This window comes from Bacillus sp. N6 (assembly GCF_052805735.1).
Map to the genome: position 1 here is coordinate 4,707,564 of NZ_CM127843.1, position 25,035 is coordinate 4,732,598.

22 protein-coding genes are annotated in these 25,035 nt (G+C 37.1%); 5 read left to right on the top strand and 17 right to left on the bottom strand.

Going from position 1 to position 25,035, the window contains the following annotated elements:
* The first annotated feature begins 65 nt into the window (after nucleotides 1–65).
* From ACUXVC_RS24325 to ACUXVC_RS24335, 3 genes are read left to right on the top strand one after another with little or no spacing between them, the layout of a single operon-like run.
* Entirely contained in the window at nucleotides 66–2,021 is a 1,956-nt protein-coding gene (locus ACUXVC_RS24325) for an ABC transporter permease (protein ID WP_144465152.1), read from the top strand.
* A 19-nt stretch (nucleotides 2,022–2,040) separates the two neighbouring features.
* Nucleotides 2,041–2,793 (top strand): ABC transporter ATP-binding protein, encoded by a 753-nt coding sequence (locus ACUXVC_RS24330; RefSeq protein ID WP_000393250.1) that lies wholly within the window; start codon nucleotides 2,041–2,043, stop codon nucleotides 2,791–2,793.
* Nucleotides 2,790–4,766: an FtsX-like permease family protein gene (locus ACUXVC_RS24335; RefSeq protein ID WP_098125844.1), complete on the top strand. Its 1,977-nt coding sequence runs from the start codon at nucleotides 2,790–2,792 to the stop codon at nucleotides 4,764–4,766. The genes ACUXVC_RS24330 and ACUXVC_RS24335 overlap by 4 nt, the downstream gene beginning before the upstream one ends.
* A 53-nt stretch (nucleotides 4,767–4,819) precedes the next feature.
* Here ACUXVC_RS24335 and ACUXVC_RS24340 read toward each other — a convergent pair whose 3' ends face one another.
* Nucleotides 4,820–5,002, bottom strand: a complete 183-nt coding sequence (locus tag ACUXVC_RS24340) for a YjcZ family sporulation protein (RefSeq protein WP_446025859.1) — start codon at nucleotides 5,000–5,002, stop codon at nucleotides 4,820–4,822.
* A gap of 277 nt (nucleotides 5,003–5,279) precedes the next feature.
* On the opposite strand from ACUXVC_RS24340, the gene ACUXVC_RS24345 reads away from it, so the two are divergent.
* Together ACUXVC_RS24345 and ACUXVC_RS24350 are read left to right on the top strand one after the other, a co-directional pair.
* The gene (locus ACUXVC_RS24345; RefSeq protein WP_000132257.1) at nucleotides 5,280–5,873 is read left to right on the top strand and encodes a TetR/AcrR family transcriptional regulator; all 594 of its coding nucleotides are present in this window, start codon (nucleotides 5,280–5,282) and stop codon (nucleotides 5,871–5,873) included.
* A gap of 44 nt (nucleotides 5,874–5,917) precedes the next feature.
* Nucleotides 5,918–6,589, top strand: a complete 672-nt coding sequence (locus ACUXVC_RS24350; protein WP_098125845.1) for a YqeB family protein — start codon at nucleotides 5,918–5,920, stop codon at nucleotides 6,587–6,589.
* Nucleotides 6,590–6,673: 84 nt separating this feature from the next.
* Here the strand turns inward: ACUXVC_RS24350 and ACUXVC_RS24355 are convergent, their stop codons facing one another.
* From ACUXVC_RS24355 to ACUXVC_RS24430, 16 genes are all read right to left on the bottom strand, one after another.
* Nucleotides 6,674–7,426: a GntT/GntP/DsdX family permease gene (locus tag ACUXVC_RS24355; RefSeq protein WP_276568060.1), complete on the bottom strand. Its 753-nt coding sequence runs from the start codon at nucleotides 7,424–7,426 to the stop codon at nucleotides 6,674–6,676.
* Between the two features lie 106 nt (nucleotides 7,427–7,532).
* A complete protein-coding gene (locus tag ACUXVC_RS24360; protein WP_000599321.1) occupies nucleotides 7,533–8,663 on the bottom strand; it encodes an RNA-guided endonuclease InsQ/TnpB family protein in 1,131 nt (376 codons plus the stop codon).
* Nucleotides 8,664–9,335: 672 nt separating this feature from the next.
* Nucleotides 9,336–10,061, bottom strand: a complete 726-nt coding sequence (locus ACUXVC_RS24365; protein WP_000539259.1) for a GntR family transcriptional regulator — start codon at nucleotides 10,059–10,061, stop codon at nucleotides 9,336–9,338.
* On the bottom strand, nucleotides 10,061–11,077 hold the full coding sequence (locus tag ACUXVC_RS24370) for a sugar kinase (RefSeq protein WP_098127548.1): 1,017 nt from the start codon (nucleotides 11,075–11,077) through the stop codon (nucleotides 10,061–10,063). The genes ACUXVC_RS24365 and ACUXVC_RS24370 overlap by 1 nt, the downstream gene beginning before the upstream one ends.
* Nucleotides 11,070–11,825, bottom strand: coding sequence for a 2-dehydro-3-deoxy-phosphogluconate aldolase (dagF, locus tag ACUXVC_RS24375; protein WP_098127549.1), 756 nt, complete (start codon nucleotides 11,823–11,825; stop codon nucleotides 11,070–11,072). Before dagF ends, ACUXVC_RS24370 begins: the two co-directional genes overlap by 8 nt.
* 1 nt (nucleotide 11,826) lies before the next feature.
* A complete protein-coding gene (locus ACUXVC_RS24380) occupies nucleotides 11,827–12,930 on the bottom strand; it encodes a DgaE family pyridoxal phosphate-dependent ammonia lyase (RefSeq protein ID WP_060632690.1) in 1,104 nt (367 codons plus the stop codon).
* Complete coding sequence (locus ACUXVC_RS24385; RefSeq protein ID WP_095690077.1) at nucleotides 12,908–14,008, bottom strand: amidohydrolase/deacetylase family metallohydrolase; 1,101 nt, start codon at nucleotides 14,006–14,008, stop codon at nucleotides 12,908–12,910. Before ACUXVC_RS24385 ends, ACUXVC_RS24380 begins: the two co-directional genes overlap by 23 nt.
* A 357-nt stretch (nucleotides 14,009–14,365) precedes the next feature.
* The gene (locus ACUXVC_RS24390) at nucleotides 14,366–15,226 is read right to left on the bottom strand and encodes a M15 family metallopeptidase (RefSeq protein ID WP_144465153.1); all 861 of its coding nucleotides are present in this window, start codon (nucleotides 15,224–15,226) and stop codon (nucleotides 14,366–14,368) included.
* A gap of 82 nt (nucleotides 15,227–15,308) precedes the next feature.
* Nucleotides 15,309–16,415 (bottom strand): sensor histidine kinase, encoded by a 1,107-nt coding sequence (locus ACUXVC_RS24395; protein ID WP_144465154.1) that lies wholly within the window; start codon nucleotides 16,413–16,415, stop codon nucleotides 15,309–15,311.
* Nucleotides 16,408–17,106 (bottom strand): response regulator transcription factor, encoded by a 699-nt coding sequence (locus tag ACUXVC_RS24400; RefSeq protein WP_048564352.1) that lies wholly within the window; start codon nucleotides 17,104–17,106, stop codon nucleotides 16,408–16,410. The genes ACUXVC_RS24395 and ACUXVC_RS24400 overlap by 8 nt, the downstream gene beginning before the upstream one ends.
* A 240-nt stretch (nucleotides 17,107–17,346) precedes the next feature.
* A complete protein-coding gene (gene menC, locus ACUXVC_RS24405) occupies nucleotides 17,347–18,453 on the bottom strand; it encodes an o-succinylbenzoate synthase (RefSeq protein WP_144465155.1) in 1,107 nt (368 codons plus the stop codon).
* Nucleotides 18,454–19,899 carry an o-succinylbenzoate--CoA ligase gene (locus ACUXVC_RS24410; protein WP_141558522.1) on the bottom strand — a complete coding sequence of 482 codons (1,446 nt, stop codon included), beginning with the start codon at nucleotides 19,897–19,899 and terminating at the stop codon, nucleotides 18,454–18,456. It abuts the gene before it with no gap.
* A gap of 199 nt (nucleotides 19,900–20,098) precedes the next feature.
* Nucleotides 20,099–20,917, bottom strand: coding sequence for a 1,4-dihydroxy-2-naphthoyl-CoA synthase (menB, locus tag ACUXVC_RS24415; RefSeq protein ID WP_000963881.1), 819 nt, complete (start codon nucleotides 20,915–20,917; stop codon nucleotides 20,099–20,101).
* A 68-nt stretch (nucleotides 20,918–20,985) separates the two neighbouring features.
* Complete coding sequence (gene menH / locus ACUXVC_RS24420) at nucleotides 20,986–21,798, bottom strand: 2-succinyl-6-hydroxy-2,4-cyclohexadiene-1-carboxylate synthase (RefSeq protein ID WP_144465156.1); 813 nt, start codon at nucleotides 21,796–21,798, stop codon at nucleotides 20,986–20,988.
* On the bottom strand, nucleotides 21,795–23,549 hold the full coding sequence (menD, locus tag ACUXVC_RS24425) for a 2-succinyl-5-enolpyruvyl-6-hydroxy-3-cyclohexene-1-carboxylic-acid synthase (RefSeq protein ID WP_144465157.1): 1,755 nt from the start codon (nucleotides 23,547–23,549) through the stop codon (nucleotides 21,795–21,797). The genes menH and menD overlap by 4 nt, the downstream gene beginning before the upstream one ends.
* On the bottom strand, nucleotides 23,546–24,940 hold the full coding sequence (locus ACUXVC_RS24430; RefSeq protein ID WP_446025860.1) for an isochorismate synthase: 1,395 nt from the start codon (nucleotides 24,938–24,940) through the stop codon (nucleotides 23,546–23,548). The genes menD and ACUXVC_RS24430 overlap by 4 nt, the downstream gene beginning before the upstream one ends.
* Nucleotides 24,941–25,035: the final 95 nt, after the last annotated feature.

The following is a 25,035-nucleotide window of genomic DNA, read 5'->3' on the forward strand; positions in this document are numbered from 1 at the left end:
AAACTTGATGAAAAGAGTATTTCCTATGCTCTTCTCATCTTCACCCTATCAGGAGGTTCAGGTGAATGACATTTTGGCAGTTTGCATTTAAAAACGTGACGCGGAACGCCAGAGCTTATTTCGCCTATTTTGTAAGCAGTGCGTTCTCCATCGCAATCTTTTTCTCATTTGCAGTTTATTTATTTCATCCTAAATTGCATATGACAGACGTGAATTATTCTCTGAACATATTAATGACAATTTCAGAAGTTGTCATTGTGTTCTTTTCATTTTTCTTTTTACTGTATTCAATCGGGACGTTTTTAAAAGTACGAAAAAAACAGTTCGGGATTTTAACAGTACTTGGCATATCTCAAAAACAATTAAAGCGACTCATATTTATAGAAAATATGTTAATTGGTGCTCTTTCTATATTTTTTGGCATTCAACTTGGAGTTGTCTTTTCACAGTTCTTTTTATTAGTTACCGCCAAAATTACACACGTACCTGGTTTATATTTATATCCGCCTACAAGTGCTATCGTTTTAACTATCATCATCTTTCTTGGGCTCTTCATTCTCGTATCATCTTTTACACCGATGCTCATTCGTACGAGAAAAGCCGTACGTCTTTTAAAAGAAGGAACACAACAAAAAGAAAGAAAAGCATCCGTGCTCATCTCTCTATTTGGTGCGGCATGTTTAATAACTGGATATGTATTAGAATCCAATCCATTATATTTTATGTCGTTAGGCGATACCATTGGGCTTTTATATGCCGTCTCTAGTATATTTGTTATTCCATCGCTTATTGCAGCTGGAACATACTTTTTCTTTTCACAAATTAGTTTTTTACTTATTCGTATTTTAAAAATGCGAAGAACGTTTTATATGAAACGAATTAATATGCTTTGGATTTCGGATTTAGCAGCGCGCATTCGGACAAACATTAACATGCTCTTTATTGTAGCGATGCTATCAACACTCGCTTTTACAATGATTACATTCTTATACGGTTTTGGGAAATTTACAAAGTTTGATGCAATTAGACAAAACCCTTTCCCGTTTACGTATTTATCACATACTGAAAATACATTAGCTGATGAACATTTAAACTGGTTAGAGCAGAAATTTAATGAAGAGCATTTTACTTATACGAAATTTAAAACGGATATATATGAAGTATCTTCAGCTGAAGATAACACGCAGCTCTATTACGCAATTAAACAAAGTGACTATAATGTACTTGCTAAAGCATTAAATTGGGAAAAACTCACGGTAAATAAGAATGAATCTTATATTCTTATGAAAGACTTAGATGATCAAGTTATTGGAACACTTCACAATGAAGAAAAGAAAAATACTCTTACACTTACTCAAAACAATTTACAACTACAAGTGAAAGAATATAAAAGTTATAGCCCATTCCCAAACAGCTTAATATACCAATTACTCATACTATCTGATGAAACTGTAGAATCCTTATCCACAGTTTCCAAACAAATGAGTGTATATAACTTCAAAGTTACAGATTGGGAAAAAGCACATAATATCGGTTCATCGTTTATCACAAAAATCAATAACGACAATGCAGCAATTCAAGCAGAGCATCCACCGTTCCATGCAAGTGAAGCGAGCGATTCTCTATACACAACAAAACTAAATGTCGCTTCGTTCTTCTTAATTGGTACTTTCTTAGGTGTTATTTTCTTTATCGGTGCTGGTAGTGTTCTTTACTTCCGAATGTATACAGATTTAACAAATGAGCAAGAAAAATATATAACGATTACGAAAATTGGCTTAACTGAAACTGAAATGAAACGTTCATCGACAATTCAGCTTGCGATTCTTTTCTTCGTGCCTTACATTATGGCATCAATCCATACGATGTTTGCGACAAAGATGCTACAAGAAGTTTTACATCTCTCGTTCTTCGCTGAGATTACAGTCGTACTGTTGATTTTTGGAACAGTTGAAATTTTATTTTTCCTTTTAATTCGTTCCTTTTATATGCAAAAATTATCACAACATATTAAGTTTTAAAAGTAGAAAGGTGATTACTATGGAAGAAGTATTACACATAAAAAACGTCTCAAAAGTATATGAGGGAAAAGTCCCTCATACTGCTTTAAAAAATATAAATTTACACGTAGATAAAGGGGAATTCGTTGCCATTATGGGGCCATCTGGTAGCGGGAAATCTACATTTTTAAACGTTATTTCTACAATTGATTCTCCTACTTCTGGTGACGTCGTTATTAACGGAAAAAAACCACACACATTTCGTAGAGAGAAGTTAGCTATTTTCCGCCGCCAAGAGTTAGGATTTGTTTTCCAAAACTTTAACCTACTAGATACACTAACAATCGGTGAAAATATCGTACTACCTTTAACATTAGATAATGTTCCATTAAAAGAAATGGATGAAAAGCTTGATAACATTTCAAAAAAGCTTGGGATTGATCATATTTTAGACAAACGTATTTTTGAAGTTTCTGGAGGACAAGCACAGCGTACTGCAGTAGCACGTGCTGTTATTCATCACCCTTCTCTCTTACTAGCTGATGAACCGACAGGGAACTTAGATTCGAAAGCCGCTATTGATGTAATGGAGTTATTTACGAAATTAAACAAAGAAGAAGATGCAACGATTTTAATGGTTACGCACGATCCGTTTGCAGCAAGTTATTGTAACCGTGTTATTTTCATTAAAGATGGAGAGCTTTACAATGAACTGCACCGCGGATTATATCGCGAGAAGTTTTATCAAGAAATATTAGATGTTCTAGCCTTATTAGGAGGAAGACGTGGATGACGTTTTGGCAATTCGCATTTAAAAATGTCTCACGTAATTCAAAAGCATATTTCGCCTACTTTGTAAGTAGTGCGTTTTCTATCATGGTTTTCTTTTCATTTACTGTATACGCGTATCATCCACGCTTACAGAGTGTACAAAGCTTTCAAGAACGTGATCCTCTAATGAATTTAGCTAGTACAGCACAGCTTGTGATTGTTATGTTCTCGTTCTTCTTTCTCTTATATTCAATTGGAACATTTTTAAATGTGCGGAAGCAGCAATTCGGGATACTCACTATTCTTGGTATCTCACAGAGACAATTAAAAAGATTGTTATTTACCGAAAACATGATAATTGGGATATTATCCATCTTTATCGGCATTCAAGGTGGACTTGTATTTTCTAACTTTTTCTTATTAGTCACTTCGAAATTAACAAACGCGAAAGGTCTCTATTTATATTGGCCAACAGAAGCGATTATCGTTACAACCGTAACGTTTATCATCTTATTTTTAATCGTTTCTACATTTACACCAATGTTTATTCGTACTCGAAAAACAACGAAGCTTATTAAGGGCGTTAACAAAGAGAAGAGCGAAAAAAAACCATCTATACTGATTTCACTATTTGCTTTAACTTGTTTAGGACTATGCTATTATATTGCTGGTTATCCGCAAGGCTACATAACGGAAAAAAATGCACAAAATGGATCTGTATTCTTAATTATGCTATCTATTTTACCGCTTGTAGTAGTTGGGACGTATTTATTTTTTTCACAAACATTTCTTCTCTTTATCTATATTTTAAAGAAACGAAGAAAGTTTTATTTAAAACAAATAAATATGTTATGGATTTCAGATTTAGTTTCTCGTACACGCAGTAATATTAATGTACTCTTTATTGTTTCTATGCTATCTGCACTTGCATTTACAATTATTATCGGGTTATTTGCTGCAAACAATAATACGAAAGCACCCATACTAGAACGATATCCAATACCATTCACCTATACATCAGAAGGTGTTAATGCATTTGAACAAAAGCATATTACTACGATTGAAACTGAACTTACAAATGCTAATTTTCAATATGACAAATATAAATTTACCGTTTTAAAAGATACAGCTTCAAAAGAATCAATTGCCATTATGAAAATGAGTGATTATAACGCAATAGCACAGCAATTAAACAGACCAAAAATCACTCTCGATTCTTCACAAGTTTATAATATTTCTCGCTATTCACCAGTGTTATTAAATCTCGTGTCTAACCCATTTGCGAAGCAGAACACGATTACACTTGGCTCTAATAAAAAGGAATTTCAAATTAAAGGTTTTATTAATAGAGGAATTGAGCCTCCCTTTGCATTACCTCACTTAATTGTGATGCAAGATGAAGTAATTGAAAATATGATTCCTCATATTGAAACAATTACAGTCTATAACTACTTCGTGGAAAATTGGGAAAATGCAATTGTCCCAACAAAAAATATATTAAAAAGCTTAAATCATGATGCAGAAACCTTGTATGAAGCACATAAAAATGAAGAAGATTTCATTAAACCATTTTATATTTATACAGCTACGGATGAACTCGTTCATAGTAAAGGAAATGCAGTCGCTCAATTCTTTATTTGGGCATTTCTCGGCTTTATTTTCTTTATCGGAGCAGCTAGTGTTTTATATTTCCGTATGTATAATGACTTAACAACTGAAAGACAAAAGTATATTACGATTACAAAGCTTGGCTTAACTGAATCAGAAATGTTTCGCTCTGCAACGATTCAATTAGGAATTTTATTTTTCGTTCCTTACATCGTTGCTGGTGTTCACACATTATTTGCGGTTAAGTTTTTACAAAGTATGTTTTCTTTCTCCTTACTAAAAGAGACATGTATCGTACTCACCTTTTTCGGGATTATCGAGATTATTTTCTTCTTCTTAATCCGTTCTCTGTACATTAATAAATTATCACAGCATATAAAAATATGAATAAAATGGCCTTGTGCAATACGCACAAGGCCATTTTCAATAGTTTTTAATAATTAGCAGCAATATCCACCATAGCCCCCTGCGTAACCGCCGTAACCACCATAGCCACAACCGCCGAAGCAGCTAGCACCGATGATAATTAATAAAATAAACAATACGATTAGAAGCGCAAAACCGCCTCCGCATCCACGTCTACGATCGCAATCATCATGTCTGTGTTCACACTTTTCGCTCATTACCCTATTCCTCCTTTAGTATCATTCATAACAAGTTCCTCTTGTTCTAAATGAGGGGATTCCATTTATATTATGTTTTCAGGGCGAATAGGAAGCTTGGCTTACCTAAAAACGGGCTTGTTTTAGGAATTGGGCTTTATTAAAAAGCGAATGAGCCTTATCCAGATGTAAGCATAAAACATTTGACATGCTCTTAATTTCTTACTAATATTTAATTGAACGACCAATCAATTTTTTGATTATACATTTAAATCATATAAATTAGGAGTTGAATAGCGTGACTGATTCTTTTATTGCAGAGGCTAGGCGTGAACAAATTATTCTTGCATGTATTGATACATTAGAAGAGGTTGGATATAACAACTTAAGCTTAACGAAGGTAGCAAAAAAAGCTAAGATTAGCACCGGACTTATTTCTTATCATTTTAACGATAAGCTTTACCTTATGAATCGCACATTACAATTTTTAGTTACCAAACAACATGAATTTATTAGTAATCGAGTACTATTAGCTCAATCTGAAATAAATAAACTAGAGGCTTTTATTGAAGCACACTTGGCTTATCAAGAAACTCATTACAAAAATAATATTGCCTTAATTGAGATTGTCTTTAATGCAAGAAATGAAGAGAACGTTCCTTATTACAGAATCGAAGACGACGAAGAGGAGGATGCTCTTAGAACGATGTTATTAGATATTTTGAAGACTGGTCAACAAAATGGCGTGTTTTCCGATTCTTTCCAAACCGACACATTAGCTTCATTTATTTTAGGAGCAATCGAAGAAAGAATGCTGAAGGCAAATTCATCTATATCCATAGAAAATTACTCAGATGAGCTCATAAAAATGGTGAAGAAACTCACTGTTTAAATATGCCTTGATTAAAAAAATATATATGAAAGGATGAACTACACATGAAAAAGGCATCTGTCATTGGATTAGGTTTTTTAGAAAAATTACTTGCTATAGTAAGCCCAATCCTTTTAGGCATTATTGGATATTTTTCACCTAAATTAATAGAGATTATAAAAAGGATTCCTCTCTTTTCTGATTCAAAAATTATAGAACTTTTAAATTTTATTAACCCCTTCTGGCTTCCTATTATCCTCATGCTAATTGGTGTTTTTGCAGGAATTTTATTTTCTTTAATTATTTATAGTGACGCTTTAAAGATGAACATTACTTCTGAAAGCATTCACGTGAATAAGGACGATCAAAAGAAACAAATCACTAGATCAAATGTAAAAGCCGTTTTTGTAGATAAGCGTCAAGTGGTTATCATTGATCAAGAAGACCGAGAATGGTTACGTGAAACATCTGACATTAACCCAAGCAAAATTAAAGATACTTTCTTAATGCAAGACTTCCCCTGGGTGGAACAAGATCCTTATAAACATGAGTATAGCTTATGGAAATTAGAGGATGAGCGATTTAATAAAAGCATAAATACTATTTTATATGAAAGACGAAATGCCCTTCGAGAAGGAAACTCGAAAAAAAAGAAGCATTTACGCAAAGATTTGAATGAGCTAGGAGTCTTTGTCAAAGACGATGGAGAAGATCAGTATGTCCGTTCCATTAAGTAATAGAAAGCACAAAAAACGAATAAAACCTACAGAGAAATTACATTTCCTCTGTAGGTTTTATTCGTTTAAATCTGATCTCCTCTCCTAAAGAAACATATTCAACAAAAGAGCAAAACCAAATGCAATAAATGATAACAATGTCTCGAGTACCGTCCACGTTTTAAATGTTTCCTTCACCGTCAAACCTAAATACTCTTTTACAAGCCAGAACCCTGCATCATTTACGTGAGAAAACATTAATGATCCTGCACCGGTCGCAATAACGAGAAGCTCTAAATTCACACCAGACATGTGCTGAATAACTGGTGAAACAATCCCTGCTGCTGTCGTTAATGCTACTGTAGCTGAACCTGTTGCAATTCGAATTAAACCAGCTACCATGAAAGCTAATACGATTGGTGATAACGAAATATGTTCTGCCATTTGTGCAATAGCTGTTCCAACGCCGCTTTCAATTAATATTTGTTTAAATCCACCGCCTGCACCGATAATTAAAATAATGGAACCGACCGGTAATAAACTTTCGTCTGTTAATTTTTTAATCATCTTTTTATTAATACCTTGTTTGATACCAAGTAAATAAAATGCTGCGAAACATGAAATAAGTAAGGCGATTACTGGACTTCCTATAAAAACGAAAAATTCAGTCAATTTTTTCGGTAATGAAATATATGGTGCAACTACTGATAAAATCATCAATACAACTGGTAATAAAATAATAAAGAATGAAACTTTACGACTTGGCAAATCAGTTGATACTGTCGTAACTCGAACAAGCTCTGGTTCATTTTCAGGTATAACCGATACGATAAACTTAACTAAATCTATACAATTCAATCAAATTTACACAAGTTAGTGCTTCATCGTGTTCTCGCAGCCCCAAAGGGACGAGGGGTATAACACTCCACACGAGGCAGTATCGTTACCTCCTATTATCAAGCATTTATTTTACCCATCTTGATAAATTTATCGACGCATTTACATCCCTATCGTGATGGCTATTGCATGAAGCACAACGCCACTCACGAATTTTTAAACTCCACTGTCCTTCTGGTTGAACTGAATGGTCGTATTTTACTCCGCAACATGAACAAATCTTGCTTGAAGCGAACCATTTATCAGCTTTTACATACGCAATGCCATACTTCTCGCACTTGTATGATAAACATTGAAAGAAGAAGTGTAATTTTTGAAATGAAAATGCTTTCGATAGTTTTTTGTTTTTTAACAGGTTTGAGATAGGTAAGTCTTCCACAACAATCCTCATTGGTTTGGTTTTCACCAATTTAGCTGTTGCTTGATGGATATGGTTATTTCGGATATTCGTAATTTTCCTAGATAACCGCAGGTGCTCAGCTTTCGCTTTTTCATACCCGGCAGATTGAATTTTCACACCTTTTTTAAATCTCCTAGACATATCTCTTTGCGCTGACTTTTTCCTTTTCAAAAGTTTTTTAACCTTGGCATCTTTGTTTATATTTCGTTCTTTCATACCATTAGAAGCTACAAAAAGTTCTTTTAAACCAACATCCACACCAATCGATTCATTCGTTAGTTCTTGTGATTCAAAGTCTTCTTGGAATCCTGCACTCATCCACCAGTGACGACCATCAAAGGTAACTCTTGGATTGGATGGTTTTTTGTTTCTTGGTAGTTGTTGGCTTGTTTTCACTTCTCCAATAGACTGAATATGAACGACTTTTTTTCCTATAATCAGTCTTTCATAATTGGCATAAAATCCTTGGATTACATCTTTTTTAGATTTATAAGAAGTGTGATAACCATTTTTGTACTTTTTGAACGAATGCTTCCTTGCCTTATCAAAATCTTTTGAAGCCTGTTTGGGAACTTGTGCGTTGATGTCTTTTAACCACTCATACCTCTTTCGCTTCTTGATCTTTGTAAATCGTTTCTGTAAAGCTAACTGTGAAACAGATTTTCCAAATAGCTTATAGTATCTATCACTCATTCTTTTACAATAGTTATAAGCGAATCTTGCAGCACCAGCATGGTTTCTAAGTACTTTTTCTTGTTCAGGCGTTGGAATCAGTCTAACTTTCTTCGCCAATATCATCAGAATGTAACTCCTTTAATGAAAGATTTGTTCTTCTGAATCGTAGCGTGTTCCACCAGCATTCTCCTGAGACTACTCGGATGCAAACCTGTTAATTCTGATACTTAACTAACTCGTAAAAATCCCATTATTATTCTTACCTCATTGAATCTAACATAGCACGTATGTTCTGCATTTTCAAGGAAGTTTGATAGATTTAATTAAGTTTATCTCGTTCAACTAAGGGCTCAATTCCTTAGCCAGTTCTCTTATGAACTTCTCATATTTTCACATGAGCGCAGACTATATGTTTATCTCTTTAATTTTTCCAGCACCATAGGCTTGTGATGTACTCTCGTCAGTTATACGAGATAGTCGTTGAACGTTCATCTTATCTATTTTGACTTAGATGATTCGAGGCGGAAGACCCATTGTTCTAGTGTTTAGGATTTAACCTTGCACAATCTGATTGATTTTTTCTGCTTTCGCAACATTCACGCTCGCCATTTCTAGCCACGTTGTAGTTCAATCAGCTTTAGGGATTGCCCGCAGTTAAACCCTCACTACTAGCCAATCACTTGACTAGCAGGGCTTACTGATATATTTAATTAACTTTCGTTATAATTGGTTAAATAAATCGTAACAGTTAGTTACCCCTTACTTTATAAAAAAAGAGGGAACATCCCCTCTTTTTTATACGTCATAATTCACTACATAATGCTGCATTTCTGTATTGTAGTAGCCTTCGCTATATTCAATTACTTCGCCAACTTCATCATAAGAATAGCGCATACGTTTTAATAGCGCTGTTCCCTCTTTTTCACCTAGCGCTTCTGCAACGAAATTAGGTGCAAGCCCAACCGCGAATTCATCTCTGAAGTTTTCTAAATGTATACCTCGGTCTTCAACTAAATCATAAAGCGATTGTAAATCAAAGTCCGATAAATCTGTACTTGCCATTCGAGCTGAGAAATAGTGCGTATAATGAATGTACGGCGTATCATTTAACATATATAGGCGCTCGATACGAAAACTCTCTTTACCGAATAATCGAAACGGCACTGTTCCTTCTTCATTATGAACGATTTCTGCTTTTAATAATTTCTTCTGTACTTTATATCCTTCTTCCACTAACACTTCTGTAAATTTCTTACCCTTTGACAGTTTTGTCGCAGAAGTATTACGAATCACTTTCGTTCCTTTGCCGCTCTTCTTTTCCAAATATCCTTCTTGAGCGAGTTCTTTAATCGCATTACGCACTGTAATCTTACTAACTTTGAACTCTTCTTCTAATTGCGGTTCTGAAGGAATATTCGTATGAATCGCATATACGCCATGCAATATTCGATCACGAATAATATTTTTTATTTGTAAATATAATGGTCCTTTTTTCCTCGTTACGTTCACTGTTACACCCACTACCTTTCTACATCACCTACTGATGCCGTCATCGCCCGAAGTATATCTTTCTCTGATGACATTGGCGTATCACCGACGATTGTATGTGCTAGCATTCCAGCTGCTGACGCAAATGAAACAGCTTTCTCTGGTGCAAACTCTTTTATCTCGCCATGAATAATTCCGCTCGTATAAGCATCTCCAGCACCTATTCTATCATATACAGAAAACGTAAGTGTTTTTGCAAAAGTTAACGAACCATCTTTACATATAAACCCGCGAAGCGAATGTGTATTATCACTGTTAATAGAGCGATGAGTACCAGCGATTGTAGCGATATGATACGTTTCAGCTACCTTTGGAATGAGATCCAGCAGCTGCGCCTCACGCTCCGTCTCTTCTGTTTTCATCCCAAGAACGAACATCGCATCTTTTTCATTCATCATAACGATATTAGCAAGTCCTAGCATTTCTTCATAATGCGGTTTTGCCTGTTCATATCCGTCTTCTCCCCAAAGTGAGGGACGATAATTACAATCAAAAACGACGGTTCCTCCGTTTTCTTTAACTGCTCTCGCTAAAGATTTCATATGATGACGCACTGTATCATTCATCGCAAGTGTAATACCGCAAAAATGAACGATATCAATTTCCTTTGCGATTTCTTCAAATTTATACATTTCTTCACATGCCGTATTGAAGCTACTTTCTAATCGATTCGAATATGTAACGCGGCTTGCACGTGCTCCAAATCCATTTTCTAAAAAATACATACCGACATATTTACCGCCTCTTGAAACACGCGAGGTTTGCACACCTAACTTTTGAAGGTAAGATAAAGCTGCATCTCCAACCGAATTTTCCGGTAAAGTTGAAATAAGAAGCCCTTCATGCCCTAAGTGAGAAAGTGCCGCTGCAACGTTCACACCTGTACCTGAAAATGAGTAATTTAACGTGTTAGCTTGCGACAACAATTCATATCCAGGTACTTGCAGGCGCATCATTACTTCGCCGAACGCTGCAATTTTCTTACGCATATTGATCAACTAACTTCTTCACTACCGCTAATAATTCACGAACATCTTCTACTTTCGTATTACCAGTTTCTTTATCAATAATAGAAGAGTATACGTGCGGGATAACTTGCTCTACATTTGCCTCAAGCGCAATACGTACAATTGTTTCGAAGTTTTCTTTATCAATTCCGCCTGTTGGCTCTAATGCGAATCCTTCTTCCGCACAAGCTTTCGCAACTGCGCGATATTCTTCTTCATGAGCTAGCCCTTTCATCGGGAAGTACTTCAATGAATTTCCCCCCATATCACGTACAAGTGCGATTGCTGTTTTAATTGGAACGATTGCTTTTTCTTCTCCAGCCGCACTAATTGGGCCAGTAGAAATATTTACGTAACCTTCTTTTCCTGTTGGTGATACTAAACTATTAATCCAGCTATCTTTTTCGCCAAGATTTGCACGCGTTGCTCCAACTGAAGGGAACACTTGGTTAATATGGCTACCAGGATAATGCTTCGCAATTTCAGCCACTACTGCCGCTTGGCGATTATCTCCTGCGCCTAGTCCGATTGATACAGCGTCATCAATTTCTTTTCCGTATGCTTTCATCGCTGTAACAGCTTCTTCTACTGTTGAATAGTCTTTTGATAACACTCCCACTACTACATAACCTTCTGCTGCTTCAAAAATATCTTTCGCATTTTCTATATTGTTTGCTAATACATTTAATGCTACGCGGCCTTTATAAAAACGTTTTTGAATGTTTGTCATTTTAGTTTCCCCCTACAATTTCTCTCATTTTTTCTTCAATCACATGTATATCATCACCTTGAAGTGGACGTGGATCGATATCAAAGAATCCTTGTCTTACTCCATAATCACGTGTATAAATTGCGATTTCCCCTTCGCGTAATGCAGTCACAACATCTCTTGCTGATTTGTTTAACTCTTTCTCGTTAATATGAATACGAGCTCTAAAGATTGCTCTTCCAGCTTCATCTTGAACGATCGTTACATTTACACCATTTAATTCTTTTAGCGGCATAAGTACTTGTAGCAATTCTTTTTCTTGCTCGCTCTTATCTTCTTTTACTCCGTACTCATCAAGCGCTTGAAGTAAGCCAAATGTTGTTTCTTTCCCAACCTTCATACTTCTTCCAATGCAATGTAATTGCACTTTCAGCCACTCAATATATTTTCGTTTCCCGCCAACAATACCAGAAGTAGGTCCTTCAATTGCCTTTGAACCGCTATAAATGGCAAGGTCTGAATACTTCACATATTTTTGAATGTCTTCTTCAGCTGCCGCATCAACGATAAGTGGTACGTTATTTCGCTGCGCTACTTCCCATGCTTCTTCAACAGAAATCATATTTTTTTGCACTGCATGATGTGATTTCACATAAAGAATTGCTGCTGTATTTTCGCCAATCGCATCTTCAATATGTTCTGCTTTCCCTTCATTTGCGTAGCCAACTTCAACGAGTTTTCCTCCACCTAAGTAAATCATCGTTTCAACAGGAGCACCGTATTGAACGTTATGGCCTTTTAACATAATCACTTCGTTTTTCGCGATTACTTCTTGATGAAGTCTTTCACTTTTACGGCGATTTCCTTCTGTAACGATACCAGCGATAGAAAGCGCAATTCCGCTCGATGCTGAATTCACAACGACCGCTGCCTCTGAATCTAGAATTCTCGCAATATGGTCTCCTGCTTTATCTACTAAATCAGCAATTTCTACATAATTTTGTCCACCATGTTTCATCGCATCCATTACCGTATCTGTAGGAGCAGATACACCTAAAATACTCATTCTACCGCTCGCATTAATTACTCTTTTTAATCCGTACTTAGCATTCAATGAATGACCCATTAATTACAACCCCTTTCGTATCAATTCTTTTTTCAGCAATGCGCTGATCCCCTTCTGAATCAATTAACGTAACCTTCTCATCTTTAACCGTAAATAAAGTTAAGTTTGCAATATCTCCTTCTTGAATGCGGCCAAGCTCTGGTTTCTTAAGCCACTCTGCCGCATTTTTCGTAACCGCATCAATCACTTCTTCTAGCGGATAACCTAAGTAAAGGAATTTCGAAAGAACGTGAGCCATACTATACACTGGACCATGTATACGATTCTTCCGGTAAATATCCGTACTAATTGTATTAAAGGCAATATCGTGACGCTTCGCCGCTTCTGCTACTTTAAAAGAAAAGCTAGCATTACCGTGACCAACATCTAAATGCACGCCGCGATTCACCGCATCTAGTAACACAGGTAGCGGTTTTCCTTCTTCATCAAATAAATTATTTTCTTTCCCGTTTAAATAATGTGTAATGACATCATCTTTTTCTAAAAGAGGTACAACTTCCTCTATACGAGGAGGCGCTGAACCGATATGTACCATAATCGGTAATGATGTTTCATGGGATAAAGCGCGCGCTACATGCAGCGGTTCAATTCCACTATCACAAACGACACTTTTACTCATTCTCGCCTTTAACCCAACGATTACATCTTTATACTTTTCTACTGCTTCTATCGCTTCCTCTTTATCTATCCATTCCATATTGGATAATTCATCAATTCGTTTCAAACCGATGCGAGAAATATTTAAAAAGGCAAATAAATTTGTCTTTGCCTGCTCTCTACTTTTTACTAAATCTGCAATGCGATCAGCACCGCAACTACCCGCATCAACAATTGTCGTTACCCCTTGCTTAACGCCAATTTCATCTACCTCATCGCCATACGGATCAAACTCTGGAAAAGCGTGAACGTGCAAATCAATCCAGCCACTCGATACGTAAGTACCAGAGTAATCAAGAACCTTTCCACCCTCGCCAGCACCAGCTTTCGTCACCTGTGCGATTTTGTTATTTTCAATTACAATGTCAATCTCTTCCCCGTTCACACGTTTCACATTACGTAGTACGAATCGTTCTGTCATTGTATTTCCACCCTTTTCTATAAGAAGCCGTAAGAATACGCTTACATTAAAGTTTCATTTTATATCTCTTTCACACGTTTAGCGTAACACAAAAAAAGGGAGAAGTAAATATAACGTTATAATGTTTAAAAATACATAAAAAGATGTTCCTCCAAAATGCTAATAGTATAGGAAATTATATCAACGATTTTTTGAATATATCTATCATAACTTACAATATATCAACGATTTTTCAATTATATCTATCATAACTTATAATATATTAACGATTCGACAAAGAATATCGATTTACCGACAAAAAACGTCACTTCCTTTCTATATAAGAAAAGGCTGTCCCAAATGGCACAGCCTTTTTCTCTATTCCTGAACCGTCACAATAACCCCATCCATATTGTTCCCGGAAATTTCATACTGCTTGTTTGCTGGAACGTTCACTTTCGTATTCTCAGAAACTTTATAATAAGAAACAGTATATTTCTTACCTTCTACTTCAGTTGAAACCTCTTTTTCCTCTTTTAAAAACTCTAAATATTCCTCTAGTGTAAAATTCTTTTTTTGCATAATTGCACTATGAGGTAGGCCGACATAACGGATATGCCATGGCTCATATTGAATTCCAGTAATGTTACTTTTATTTTTCGGATAACGTAATACAAAGCCATGCTTCCATACGTTCTCTTCAATCCATTTTCCTTCAGGCGCTTTCTCCATTTTCTTTTGAGTAGACCCAATGTCCAGTGATAATCCTAAATTATGTTCACTGTATCCTGCTGGAAGTGCATAATCAGATCCCATTTTTTCATATAGCTGTTTTTGCTCTTGGAAATCTCTATAACCACTACTAATCAAAAAATGGTTAACACTTTCTTTTCCAGCCGCATCGACAACGTTCAAAAACTTTTTCACAACATCCTTTGATAAACGAAGATTTCTATCAAATATTACATAACCTCTTACTAATTCACTATTATGATTTACATTTATAATATCAGACCTAATACTATCTTTTTTTACTGGATAATCCCTGTTAACTAATAATAAATCGCCCTTATAAATTTGTTCCTTCGTAATCTCTTTCCCCTCGGCGTTTGCCGCCTTTACTAGCTCATCTTTCCCGACAATTTTAACATCGATTTCCTTTTGAAGTAACGGTGATATATAAACGCCTACACATACTGTGCATGCTATAAAAAAAGAAATAAATACCCACTTTTTCATTTTTAGTTCCTCCTTAACGTAACTTACGTATAGAATAGAAAAAACTATTAAAATAAAAAGTGGGGTAAAGTTTAAATTTTTATTAAATTATTACGTTCTCGTCTTTTGGCAATCGCACTTCAAACATTGTTCTAACTACATTGCTCTCAGCAGAAATCGTACCGTTATGTTGCTCGACAATATTTTTCGCAATGAATAGTCCTAGGCCAGTCCCGCCACGGTTCTCAGTTCTCGCTTTATCACCTGTATAGAACATATCAAAAAGATACGGTAAATCTTCTTCCGGAATGCTATCTCCGTAATTCATAATTTGTACGACAACTTCTCCATTATCAACATATCCATTCATATCAACAAATTGCCCATCATACCCGTAACGAACGGCATTTGTTAACAAGTTTTCAAATACTCTAGCTAACAATTTTCCATCACCGTGCATCGGTAAATGAGGAGCCACGTTCAATCTAGCTTCTAAATGATGTTTTTCTAATAACGGATACAATTCCTCCTCTAACTGTATAAGCAACTCACTTATATCAATCGGCTTTTTATCCAGCTTTAGCATGCCATAATTCATACGTGTAATTTCAAATAGCTCATCAATTAAACTTTCCAGTCTTTGCGATTTTGTATATGCAATTGTGGAGAAATGTTTAATTTGTTCTTTTGTTAAATTTTCATCTTTAAGAATTAAATCTAAATATCCTAACACGGATGTTAACGGTGTTCTTAAATCATGTGCTAAATTCACAACGAGCTGATCTTTACTACTTTCTGCAAAATCTCCTCTTTCAACAGCTTCTTTTAACTTTTCACTTGCAACATTTATTTCACGCGCGATATTTCCAAACTCATCATTTGATGAAACTTGAACTTTATTCGTAAAGTTACCGTTCGCAAGATGATGAATCCCATTAGAAATTTCATCAAAGTATTTTAAATACGGTTTTGTCAAAAAGAAGAAAAAGATTATAGATAACGGAATAAAGAAAATTAAAAAGAAGTTAATGTCTCCAAATTCCCTTACGATTGACCTAAATTGTGCTAAAGGCTCTTCGTAGCGAACCATTGTTTTATAATACAGCTGCAATCCTTTATAAATTATATAAGTTACAGTTGCTGCAAGCACCATACTTAACGCAAATAAGGCAATCATTTTAAATCGAAAGCTTTTCATCATATTAGCCATTGAAAGTATAACCTACTCCCCACACTGTTTTTATTAATTTATCCTTTCTTTTATCTTCTCCAAGTTTCTTCCGCAAAGTACGAATATGTACCATTACTGTATTTCCACCTTCATAATAATCATCTGCCCATACGTGCTGAAAAATATTTTCCACATTGTATACTTTCTTCGGATGACTTGCTAATAAATATAAAATATCGAACTCTTTCGGCGTTAATTCAATTTGCTCACCATACACATCAACCGTCCTGCGCTCAGGATTAATTACGACTCCGCCTATTTCTAAAGCAGATTTACTCTCCGCTACTTTCGGGTGATTTAACGTAAAAAACCTACGCAGTTGTGCATTTACACGTGCAACTAATTCTATTGGTGTGAAAGGCTTCGTCATATAATCATCCGCACCTAGTACAAGACCTGTCACCTTATCAAAGTCCGAAGTTTTCGCGCTTAAAAAAATAATCGGCATATGATGTTTCGCGCGAATTTGACGCGTCACCTCATAACCATCCATTTTCGGCATCATAATATCTAAAACTACCAAGTCGATTGGCTTCGTTTCAATAATATGAACTGCCTCTTCCCCATCCGCTGCTTTCACAACATGGTACCCTTCTTTTTCTAAATGTATCTCAATTAAGTCAGCAATTTCTGCCTCATCATCAGCTATTAAAATTGAAATGCGCTTCATTTTACTCCCCCTTTTTCATTCCATTTTTATACGCTCGATTGTAAACTAGTCTATCCAATTTGTACAATACGAAAAGGCTACTCGTTAAAGTAACCTTTGTAAATAAAATTATATCAGCGATTTTCCAATTATATCGAACACAACTTGAATTATATCAGCGATTATTGAAATATATCGACTTACCGACAATGAACGATAAAATCCTCTCGCTATTTGCGGGCATCCTAACGCAACTTCCATTTACCGTTCAAAAACAATCCGCTGCTTCGTGATTTCCGCCAGCCTTCCGCGATCTACTTCATACTCAGCATCAACGCTTTGTGGTACAATCACTTTCCCGCTCTCAAGCATCACTTCCGGCGAAATAATATCCTTCTCCCAATGTCTGCTAGAAGCGGATATATCGCCTGGAATCGTAAAGTTCGGCAATGAAGCAAGAGCAACATTTTGCGCTCGTGAAATCCCCATCTCCACCATACCACCGCACCAAACGGGTATGTTATGTTCCATACAATAATTATGAATTTGAACCGACTCTGTTAATCCGCCCACTCGCCCTGGCTTAATGTTAACGATGCGGCAACTACCAAGCGTAATCGCAATGCGTGCGTCTTCTAAACCATGAATACTTTCATCTAAACAAATCGGCGTTTCAATTTTCTTTTGCAAATCCGCGTGATCAAGAAAATCGTAATCCGCTAACGGTTGTTCAATCATCATTAATTGGAATTCATCTAGTCGTTTCAGCCTCTCCGTATCCGCTAATGTATATGCTGAATTTGCATCAGCCATTAACGGGATATGCGGAAACTCTTTTCGAATTTCTTTTAATAACTCATAATCATGTTCTGGCTTTATTTTCACTTTAAAACGCTCGTATCCTTCTTCGGCGTACTTCTCGATTTGTTTTAACATAACCGGAATTGTATTGATCCCAATTACAACGCCGACTTCAATTTCATGACTAGTTCCGCCAAGTACTGTCGCTAGCGATTTCTTTTGACGCTTCGCATATAAATCCCAAACAGCCCCCTCTATTCCGGCTTTTGCCATTCGGTTTCTTTTTATATGCTGGAACAAACTCGGCACTTCATTCGGATGAGAAATTTCAGCCTTTAATAAATCAGGTATTAAAAAGTCTTGCAGTACATGCAGCGCTGTCTTCACCGTTTCTTCCGTATACCACGGTTCAGAGAATGCAACGACTTCCCCAAATCCGATGTACCCGTCCGTATCCTCTAATTCAATAACGATACTCTCACGCTTTTCGTAAGTCCCGTAGCTTGCAGCAAACGGGATTACGAGTGGCATTTCCGTTATATACAGTGTCGCTTTTTTTATTTCCACCTACATCTCCTCCACTAATTGTCTTAACTCTCGTCTTAACAATTTTTTCGAAGCGTTACGTGGTAATTCCTCTAAGAAACATGCTTTCTTCGGCACTTTATATTTCGCTAATTTCTCCTCGCAAAAATGAAGAATTTCTTCTTCTGTTACCGCCCCGCTTTTCACAACAAAAGCAGCTGGTACTTGTCCCCATTTATCGTCAGCCATGCCGACAACACCAGCTTCCGCTACTGCCGGATGAGAAAGCAACACTTCTTCAATTTGAGCTGGATATATATTCTCTCCGCCAGAAATAATTAAATCACTGCGGCGATCTAATACGTATAAAAACCCTTCTTCGTCTAAATAACCGAGGTCGCCAGTATGAAGCCATCCGTTTTGAATAGTCTCTCGCGTCGCATCTTCACGGTTAAAGTAACCACCTGTTACGTTCGGTCCTTTTACTACAATCTCACCTTCCGCAAATGGTGGCACTACTACGCCCTCTTTTTCAATACGAAGTTGGCACTGAAATAGTGGTTTTCCAGCTGATCCTACTTTCGTTAACATGTAATCTGCGGATAACGTACAAATTTGCGAAGATGTTTCTGTCATACCGTACGTTTGATACACTGGGATTCCTTTTTCCACACATGTTTCTAATAACGGTTTCGGCGCTGGTCCTCCGCCAAGTAACATACATCGTAAAGAAGCAGGGTATGTCCCTTCTCCAAGTCTCTCTAATAAATCTGTTAACATTTTGGATACGACAGAAATGATCGTTACGCCTCTCGTTTGAAGTGCTTTATGAATAAAATCAGCATCATATTTCGGAACAAGTAAAATACGCATGCCGTACATAATGTTTTTCATTAAAAGAGATAGCCCGCCAACATGGAACATCGGCATGCAGGCTAACCAACAATCATCATCACGAAGTCCTAAATTAAGCGACGAACCGACTGCGCTTGCCCAATGATTGCCGTACGTTAAAATAACGCCTTTCGGTTTGCCTGTCGTCCCAGACGTATAAATAATTGTCATCGCTTCTTCTAAAGAAAATTCCTCTTGTATAAATGCTTCCGCCCTCGGTCCATTCATCACTTCAGCAAATGAATAGACAGGAACATTATTCGCATCAAACTGTTGATCCGTCACTAAACAAATAACTTCAGCATCATCCATTTGCCAAAGTAGCTCTTCTCTTGAAAGACGCGTATTTAAAAGCACAGCTACTGCACCTACATAAGATAGGGCGTGAATAACTGTAATCATCTCCATACCATTTTTCATCAGAACAGCCACCTTTTGCCCTCGCTCCACTCCAACATACGTGAGGTGTTCACAAACAGATACTACTTTTTCATGTAGCTCCATAAAAGTAACTTTCTCTTCCTCTATTTCAATTGCAGTGCGATCTGGTGTTAAAAATGCACGTTGCATTAACCAATTTGGCATCGTCTCCATCATTCATTCTCCTTTCATGAAAGAAAGAGACTTGATATGATATCAAGTCTCTTAGTTGTTTTGTTTCCGGTTTAATCTCATCTAGCTACGCCTCCTAGACCCTTCCGTCTAAGAACCTTCCGCACGAGGAGAACGTAAAAAACACTTTCTGTGCGAAAGAACCTTAGCCAACGGGGCTAAACAGTCGGCTCCGCTTTCATCACGGGAAACGAGGGAATTGACCGAAGTCCGGACTGCGTTTTTCTTTGAATGCGTCGCGACCTTCTTTTGCTTCGTCAGTTGTGTAGTACAATAACGTTGCATCTCCAGCTAGTTGTTGAATACCAGCTAGACCGTCTGTGTCTGCGTTGAATGCAGCTTTTAGGAAACGAAGTGCCATTGGGCTGTTTGCTAAAATTTCTTGTGCCCATTGTACTGTTTCTGCTTCAAGCTCTTCTAATGGTACTACTGTGTTTACTAAGCCCATATCAAGCGCTTCTTGTGCATTGTATTGACGGCATAGGTACCAAATTTCACGAGCTTTCTTGTGGCCTACCATACGAGCTAAGTAACCAGCTCCGTATCCACCGTCAAAGCTTCCTACTTTAGGACCTGTTTGTCCGAATACAGCGTTGTCTGCAGCGATTGTTAAGTCACATACGATATGAAGTACGTGTCCACCACCGATTGCATAACCTGCTACCATTGCGATAACTGGTTTAGGAATTGCGCGAATTAGACGTTGTAAGTCTAATACGTTTAAACGAGGGATTTGGTCGTCACCTACATATCCACCATGACCGCGAACTTTTTGGTCGCCGCCAGAACAGAATGCACGTCCACCTTCACCTGTTAAAATGATAACGCCAACATTTGCATCATCACGAGCTTGTGCAAAAGCATCGATTAACTCCATTACCGTTTTTGGACGGAATGCGTTATGTACTTCAGGACGGTTAATCGAAATCTTTGCGATACCATTGTATGTTGAATAAATAATATCTTCGTAATTGCCTTCTTTTACCCATTCAATAGCCATTACAACTACCTCCTTGTATATTTCTGATTTCACCTATAAGTGTGGCTTCCTTCTTGCTGAAAAAAGTATCACTGCATAGTTTTTAGAAATCCCTTTACTATTGTATCAAACTTTTCCGGTTGTTCCACATGAATTGCATGGCCAGCGCCATGAATTTTGACAAATTTCGCATCAGACACGCATTTTTCGATGTTTTTTAATATGCGGAAGAACTTTTCATCATATTCTCCGTTCATTAAAAGAACAGGTATTTTTAAGTTTTTCAGCTCATCCCACCATGAAGGCTGAGCCCCAGTTCCCATGCCGCGCAAGCTATTTGCGAGCCCTTTTGGGTTGTTAGCAAGCCTCTCTTTTTGTACCGCTTCTTGTACGTTTTTTGCTAAACGTTTTTGCGTTTCAAAAAGTGGAATATCTTCCCATATGGATACAAAACTTTCTATGCCTTCTCGCTCAATTTTATCGGCAAGTCGATCATCTTTTTCACGACGTTCTTTTCTATCCTCTTCGTTTTCGAGCCCAGCTGTACAGTTTTCTAATAAAAGAGAGTGTACATAATCTGGATATAGACATGCCATCGTAATCGCCAATCTACCGCCCATTGAATAGCCAAGTATATGTACTTTTGCAATATGAAGGTAATCTAATAGTTCTTTCATTTGCAATGCCACATTTCGGATGTCATAATGCGTCACATCTTCAGGGCTTTCCGTTTTTCCGTGCCCAACAATATCTACTAAAATGACTTGAAACTGCTCGCTCCAAGAAGGAACGAAGGAACGCCACGTTTCCATGCTTCCCGTAAAACCATGAAGAAGTAGAAGTGGTTCCCCGCTTCCAACTACTTCATATTCATACGATACACCTTGCAGTGTTACGTTCATTTTGATTCACCTTGCAACGATGTAGTAATTACGTCCTGTGTTTTTGCCCATAACGTACGGTGCAATGTTAAGTTTTCATCCCGGTTCGTACAAATTTCCACAACGTGTAAACCTTTTGTCGTTGCTCCCTTTTGTACTTCTTCACGGAATTGCTCCCAACCATTTACACGGCTAAATGAACCACCGTACATTTTGACAACGTGCTCATAATCAAGTCCAATTGGTGTTCCAAATAATGATTCAAAATGTTCCTTTTTCTCATATTGTGGTAAGAATGAGAAAATACCCCCGCCATCATTATTTACAACGACAATTGTTATATTTAATTCATGTAATTTCGCTGCTAATAGCCCATTTAAATCGTGATAAAATGATAAATCACCAATCACTAATACAAGTGGATCGCAAATAATGCTCGCTCCTAAAGCTGTCGAAATGATTCCATCAATACCATTTACGCCACGGTTTGCCATCACATGGATGTTTTTATCCGATGTGAAGAAGAATGAGTCTGTATCACGAATTGGCATACTATTGCTCGCAAATAACGTTGCGTCTTCTGGTAATACGCGCACAATATCTGTAATAACCTTTCCTTCAAATGCAGTTTCATATGTTTCCATTTCACGAAGCGTTTCCTTCGTTTTTTCGTTTATATGTTGCCACATTACGAACCAATCATTCTTCTTCATAACTGGCATTTTTTCTATTACTGCCTTGCAGAATTCAATGTCACTTGCTTGCACAACTTCTGTCGCAACAAGAGCTGGATCTCTCCATTGTCCTGATTCATCGACAACGATATGAACTGCTTTCGTTTGTTTTTTTATGAACTGCGTTAATGATTTAGAAACAGGCATACCACCAAAGCGAATTAACACGTCCGGTTTCCATTTTTCTTTTAACTGCTCATTTCGTAAAAATGTATCATAACAGTCAATTACCATCGTTTTATCGTGGTGTCCGCTACGAATATTAGAAAGTGGGTCTGCTAATATAGGATAGCCAGTTTTTTCAGCTAGTTGCGTTGCAAACATTGCAATTTCTGAATGACTATCATCTCCACAAATAATAAGCCCCTTTTCCATATGTGAAAGGCGCCCTACAAGAGAATCTACATATTCACTCGGCATCGTCACGTTTCCTTGCTGAACTACTCCTGTATATTCACTACGTCCTTTATCCCATAAGCTTTCTAGTGAGAAATCAGGGATAAGTGGCTCGCGAACTGGAAAATTAAGATGAACAGGACCCTGCGGCGCTAAACAAGCATTTGCTACTATGCGCTGCGTCGTCATACGAGCGTAATGATACATCGCTTCACTCGCTTCTGGCAGTGCCATCTCTGTAAATTGTTTCACAAAAGTACCGTATAAATTAAATTGATTCATTGCTTGTGGTGCACCCACATCTCTTAATTCATGCGGTCTATCCGCTGTTAAGACGATAAGCGGGACCCTTGAATGAAAAGCTTCACATACAGCTGGATAGTAATTAGCTGCTGCTGTTCCTGACGTACATAATAATGCTACTGGGCGTTTTTTCGCTTTCGCAATACCGAGCGCGAAAAATCCAGCTGATCTTTCATCTACATGTAAATATGTGTTCATTCCTTCGTGTTGTTCCATTAGTAAAGCAATCGGCGTTGACCGTGAGCCTGGACTAATGACAACATCACATACATCTAGACGCGTCAGTTCATCCACGAACGCGCCTAAATAATATGATAATGCTTCTATATGATTGTTCATTTCATTAATTCCTCCAAAGCACCAAGCATCGGTCTAAACTTCAAACTTGTTTCTTCATATTCAAGCTGCGGGATTGAATCAATTACAATACCACAACCGGCAAATAAGGATGCTTTCTCGCCGTTTAATAATCCGCAGCGCAGCGCAACCGCAAATTCACCATTTCCTTCATCATCTATCCAGCCAATCGGTGCACCATACAACCCTCTGTCTAACAATTCAACATCACGGATCAGTTTCATCGCTTCCAAACGAGGTGTCCCGCCAAGAGCTGGTGTTGGATGTAATTCTTCTACCATTGTTAAAAGACTCGCATCGCCTTTTGCTTCTACAGGCGTATATAAGTGAATTAAGTTTTTCGTTGTTAATAAACCTGGGCTTTCCGGAATATTAACGTATTCGCAATGTTCATTTAGTACCGAGCGGATCATGTTAACAACATAACCATGTTCAGCTAAATTCTTTTCATCATGAAGAAGCGCATTACTATTTCGTTCACTTTCTTCTATAGAATGACCATGACCGATTGAACCAGCAAGACACATCGATGTAAATTTCTCATCTTCTTTGCGAATTAATCTCTCAGGCGTCGCTCCTAAGAAGCATGCTCCTTTATAATCAAAAGAAAATACGTAACAATCCGGTTGACCAATGCGAAGTGCTTCTAAAACAAGAGCAGAATCAATCGAATGGTTCATCTCTACTTTTAGTTCCCTCGCCAATACAACCTTCTGCACGTTACCCTGCTTCATCTCATCTTGTACTTTTTCAATTGCTTTCATCCAGCCTTTCGGATCCACTTCTACTTTAGAAATAACAGTTAATTTCGATCCGTTTAGCGCACATTTACTCTCCTCAAAAATTTTCTCTTCTAAAGAAATCATTTCATTATAAAGAGTTTCTGCACAATCTGTTGCTGCAACAAATGTATTCATCGTTAACCATGCTTTTTCATTTTTTACAGTTAATAAAAATGCTGGTAGTGAAAATGTCGTATCTTTAAATTCTTTCCATAGGTCCGTTTTCTCTTTTTCTGGATCAAATGAAAAACCACCAAATAAAAGCGGACCCGTTCCAAATTCATATTCATCTCTTTGGACAAATGCATTCTCTTTTACTTTCTCCCACTCGTCACGAGCGGTTTGAAAGCGCTTATGAGAAGAATTTGCTATAGTGAAAACAGAGCCAATTCCTGCAAATATTACATGCTGAGCCGGGTCTGCAAAATAACATCTATTTTCGAATGAAATCCTTTTTCCTGCTGCATAGAACAGAAGCGGATCCACCCAGTCTATTTGTTTTACAAAACTAACCAATATTTTTTCGTTAGTTGCACGCTTGATAGCTGCAATAAGAACTTCTTGCAAGCCTTTTTGTTTCGTTTGAATCACAATTGTCTCCCCCCTATGGGCGAAAAATAGTCATAATTACGCTTGATTTTAAGATACACCTCAAACGAAAGGCCTGTCAACGTTTAGCATTTCTG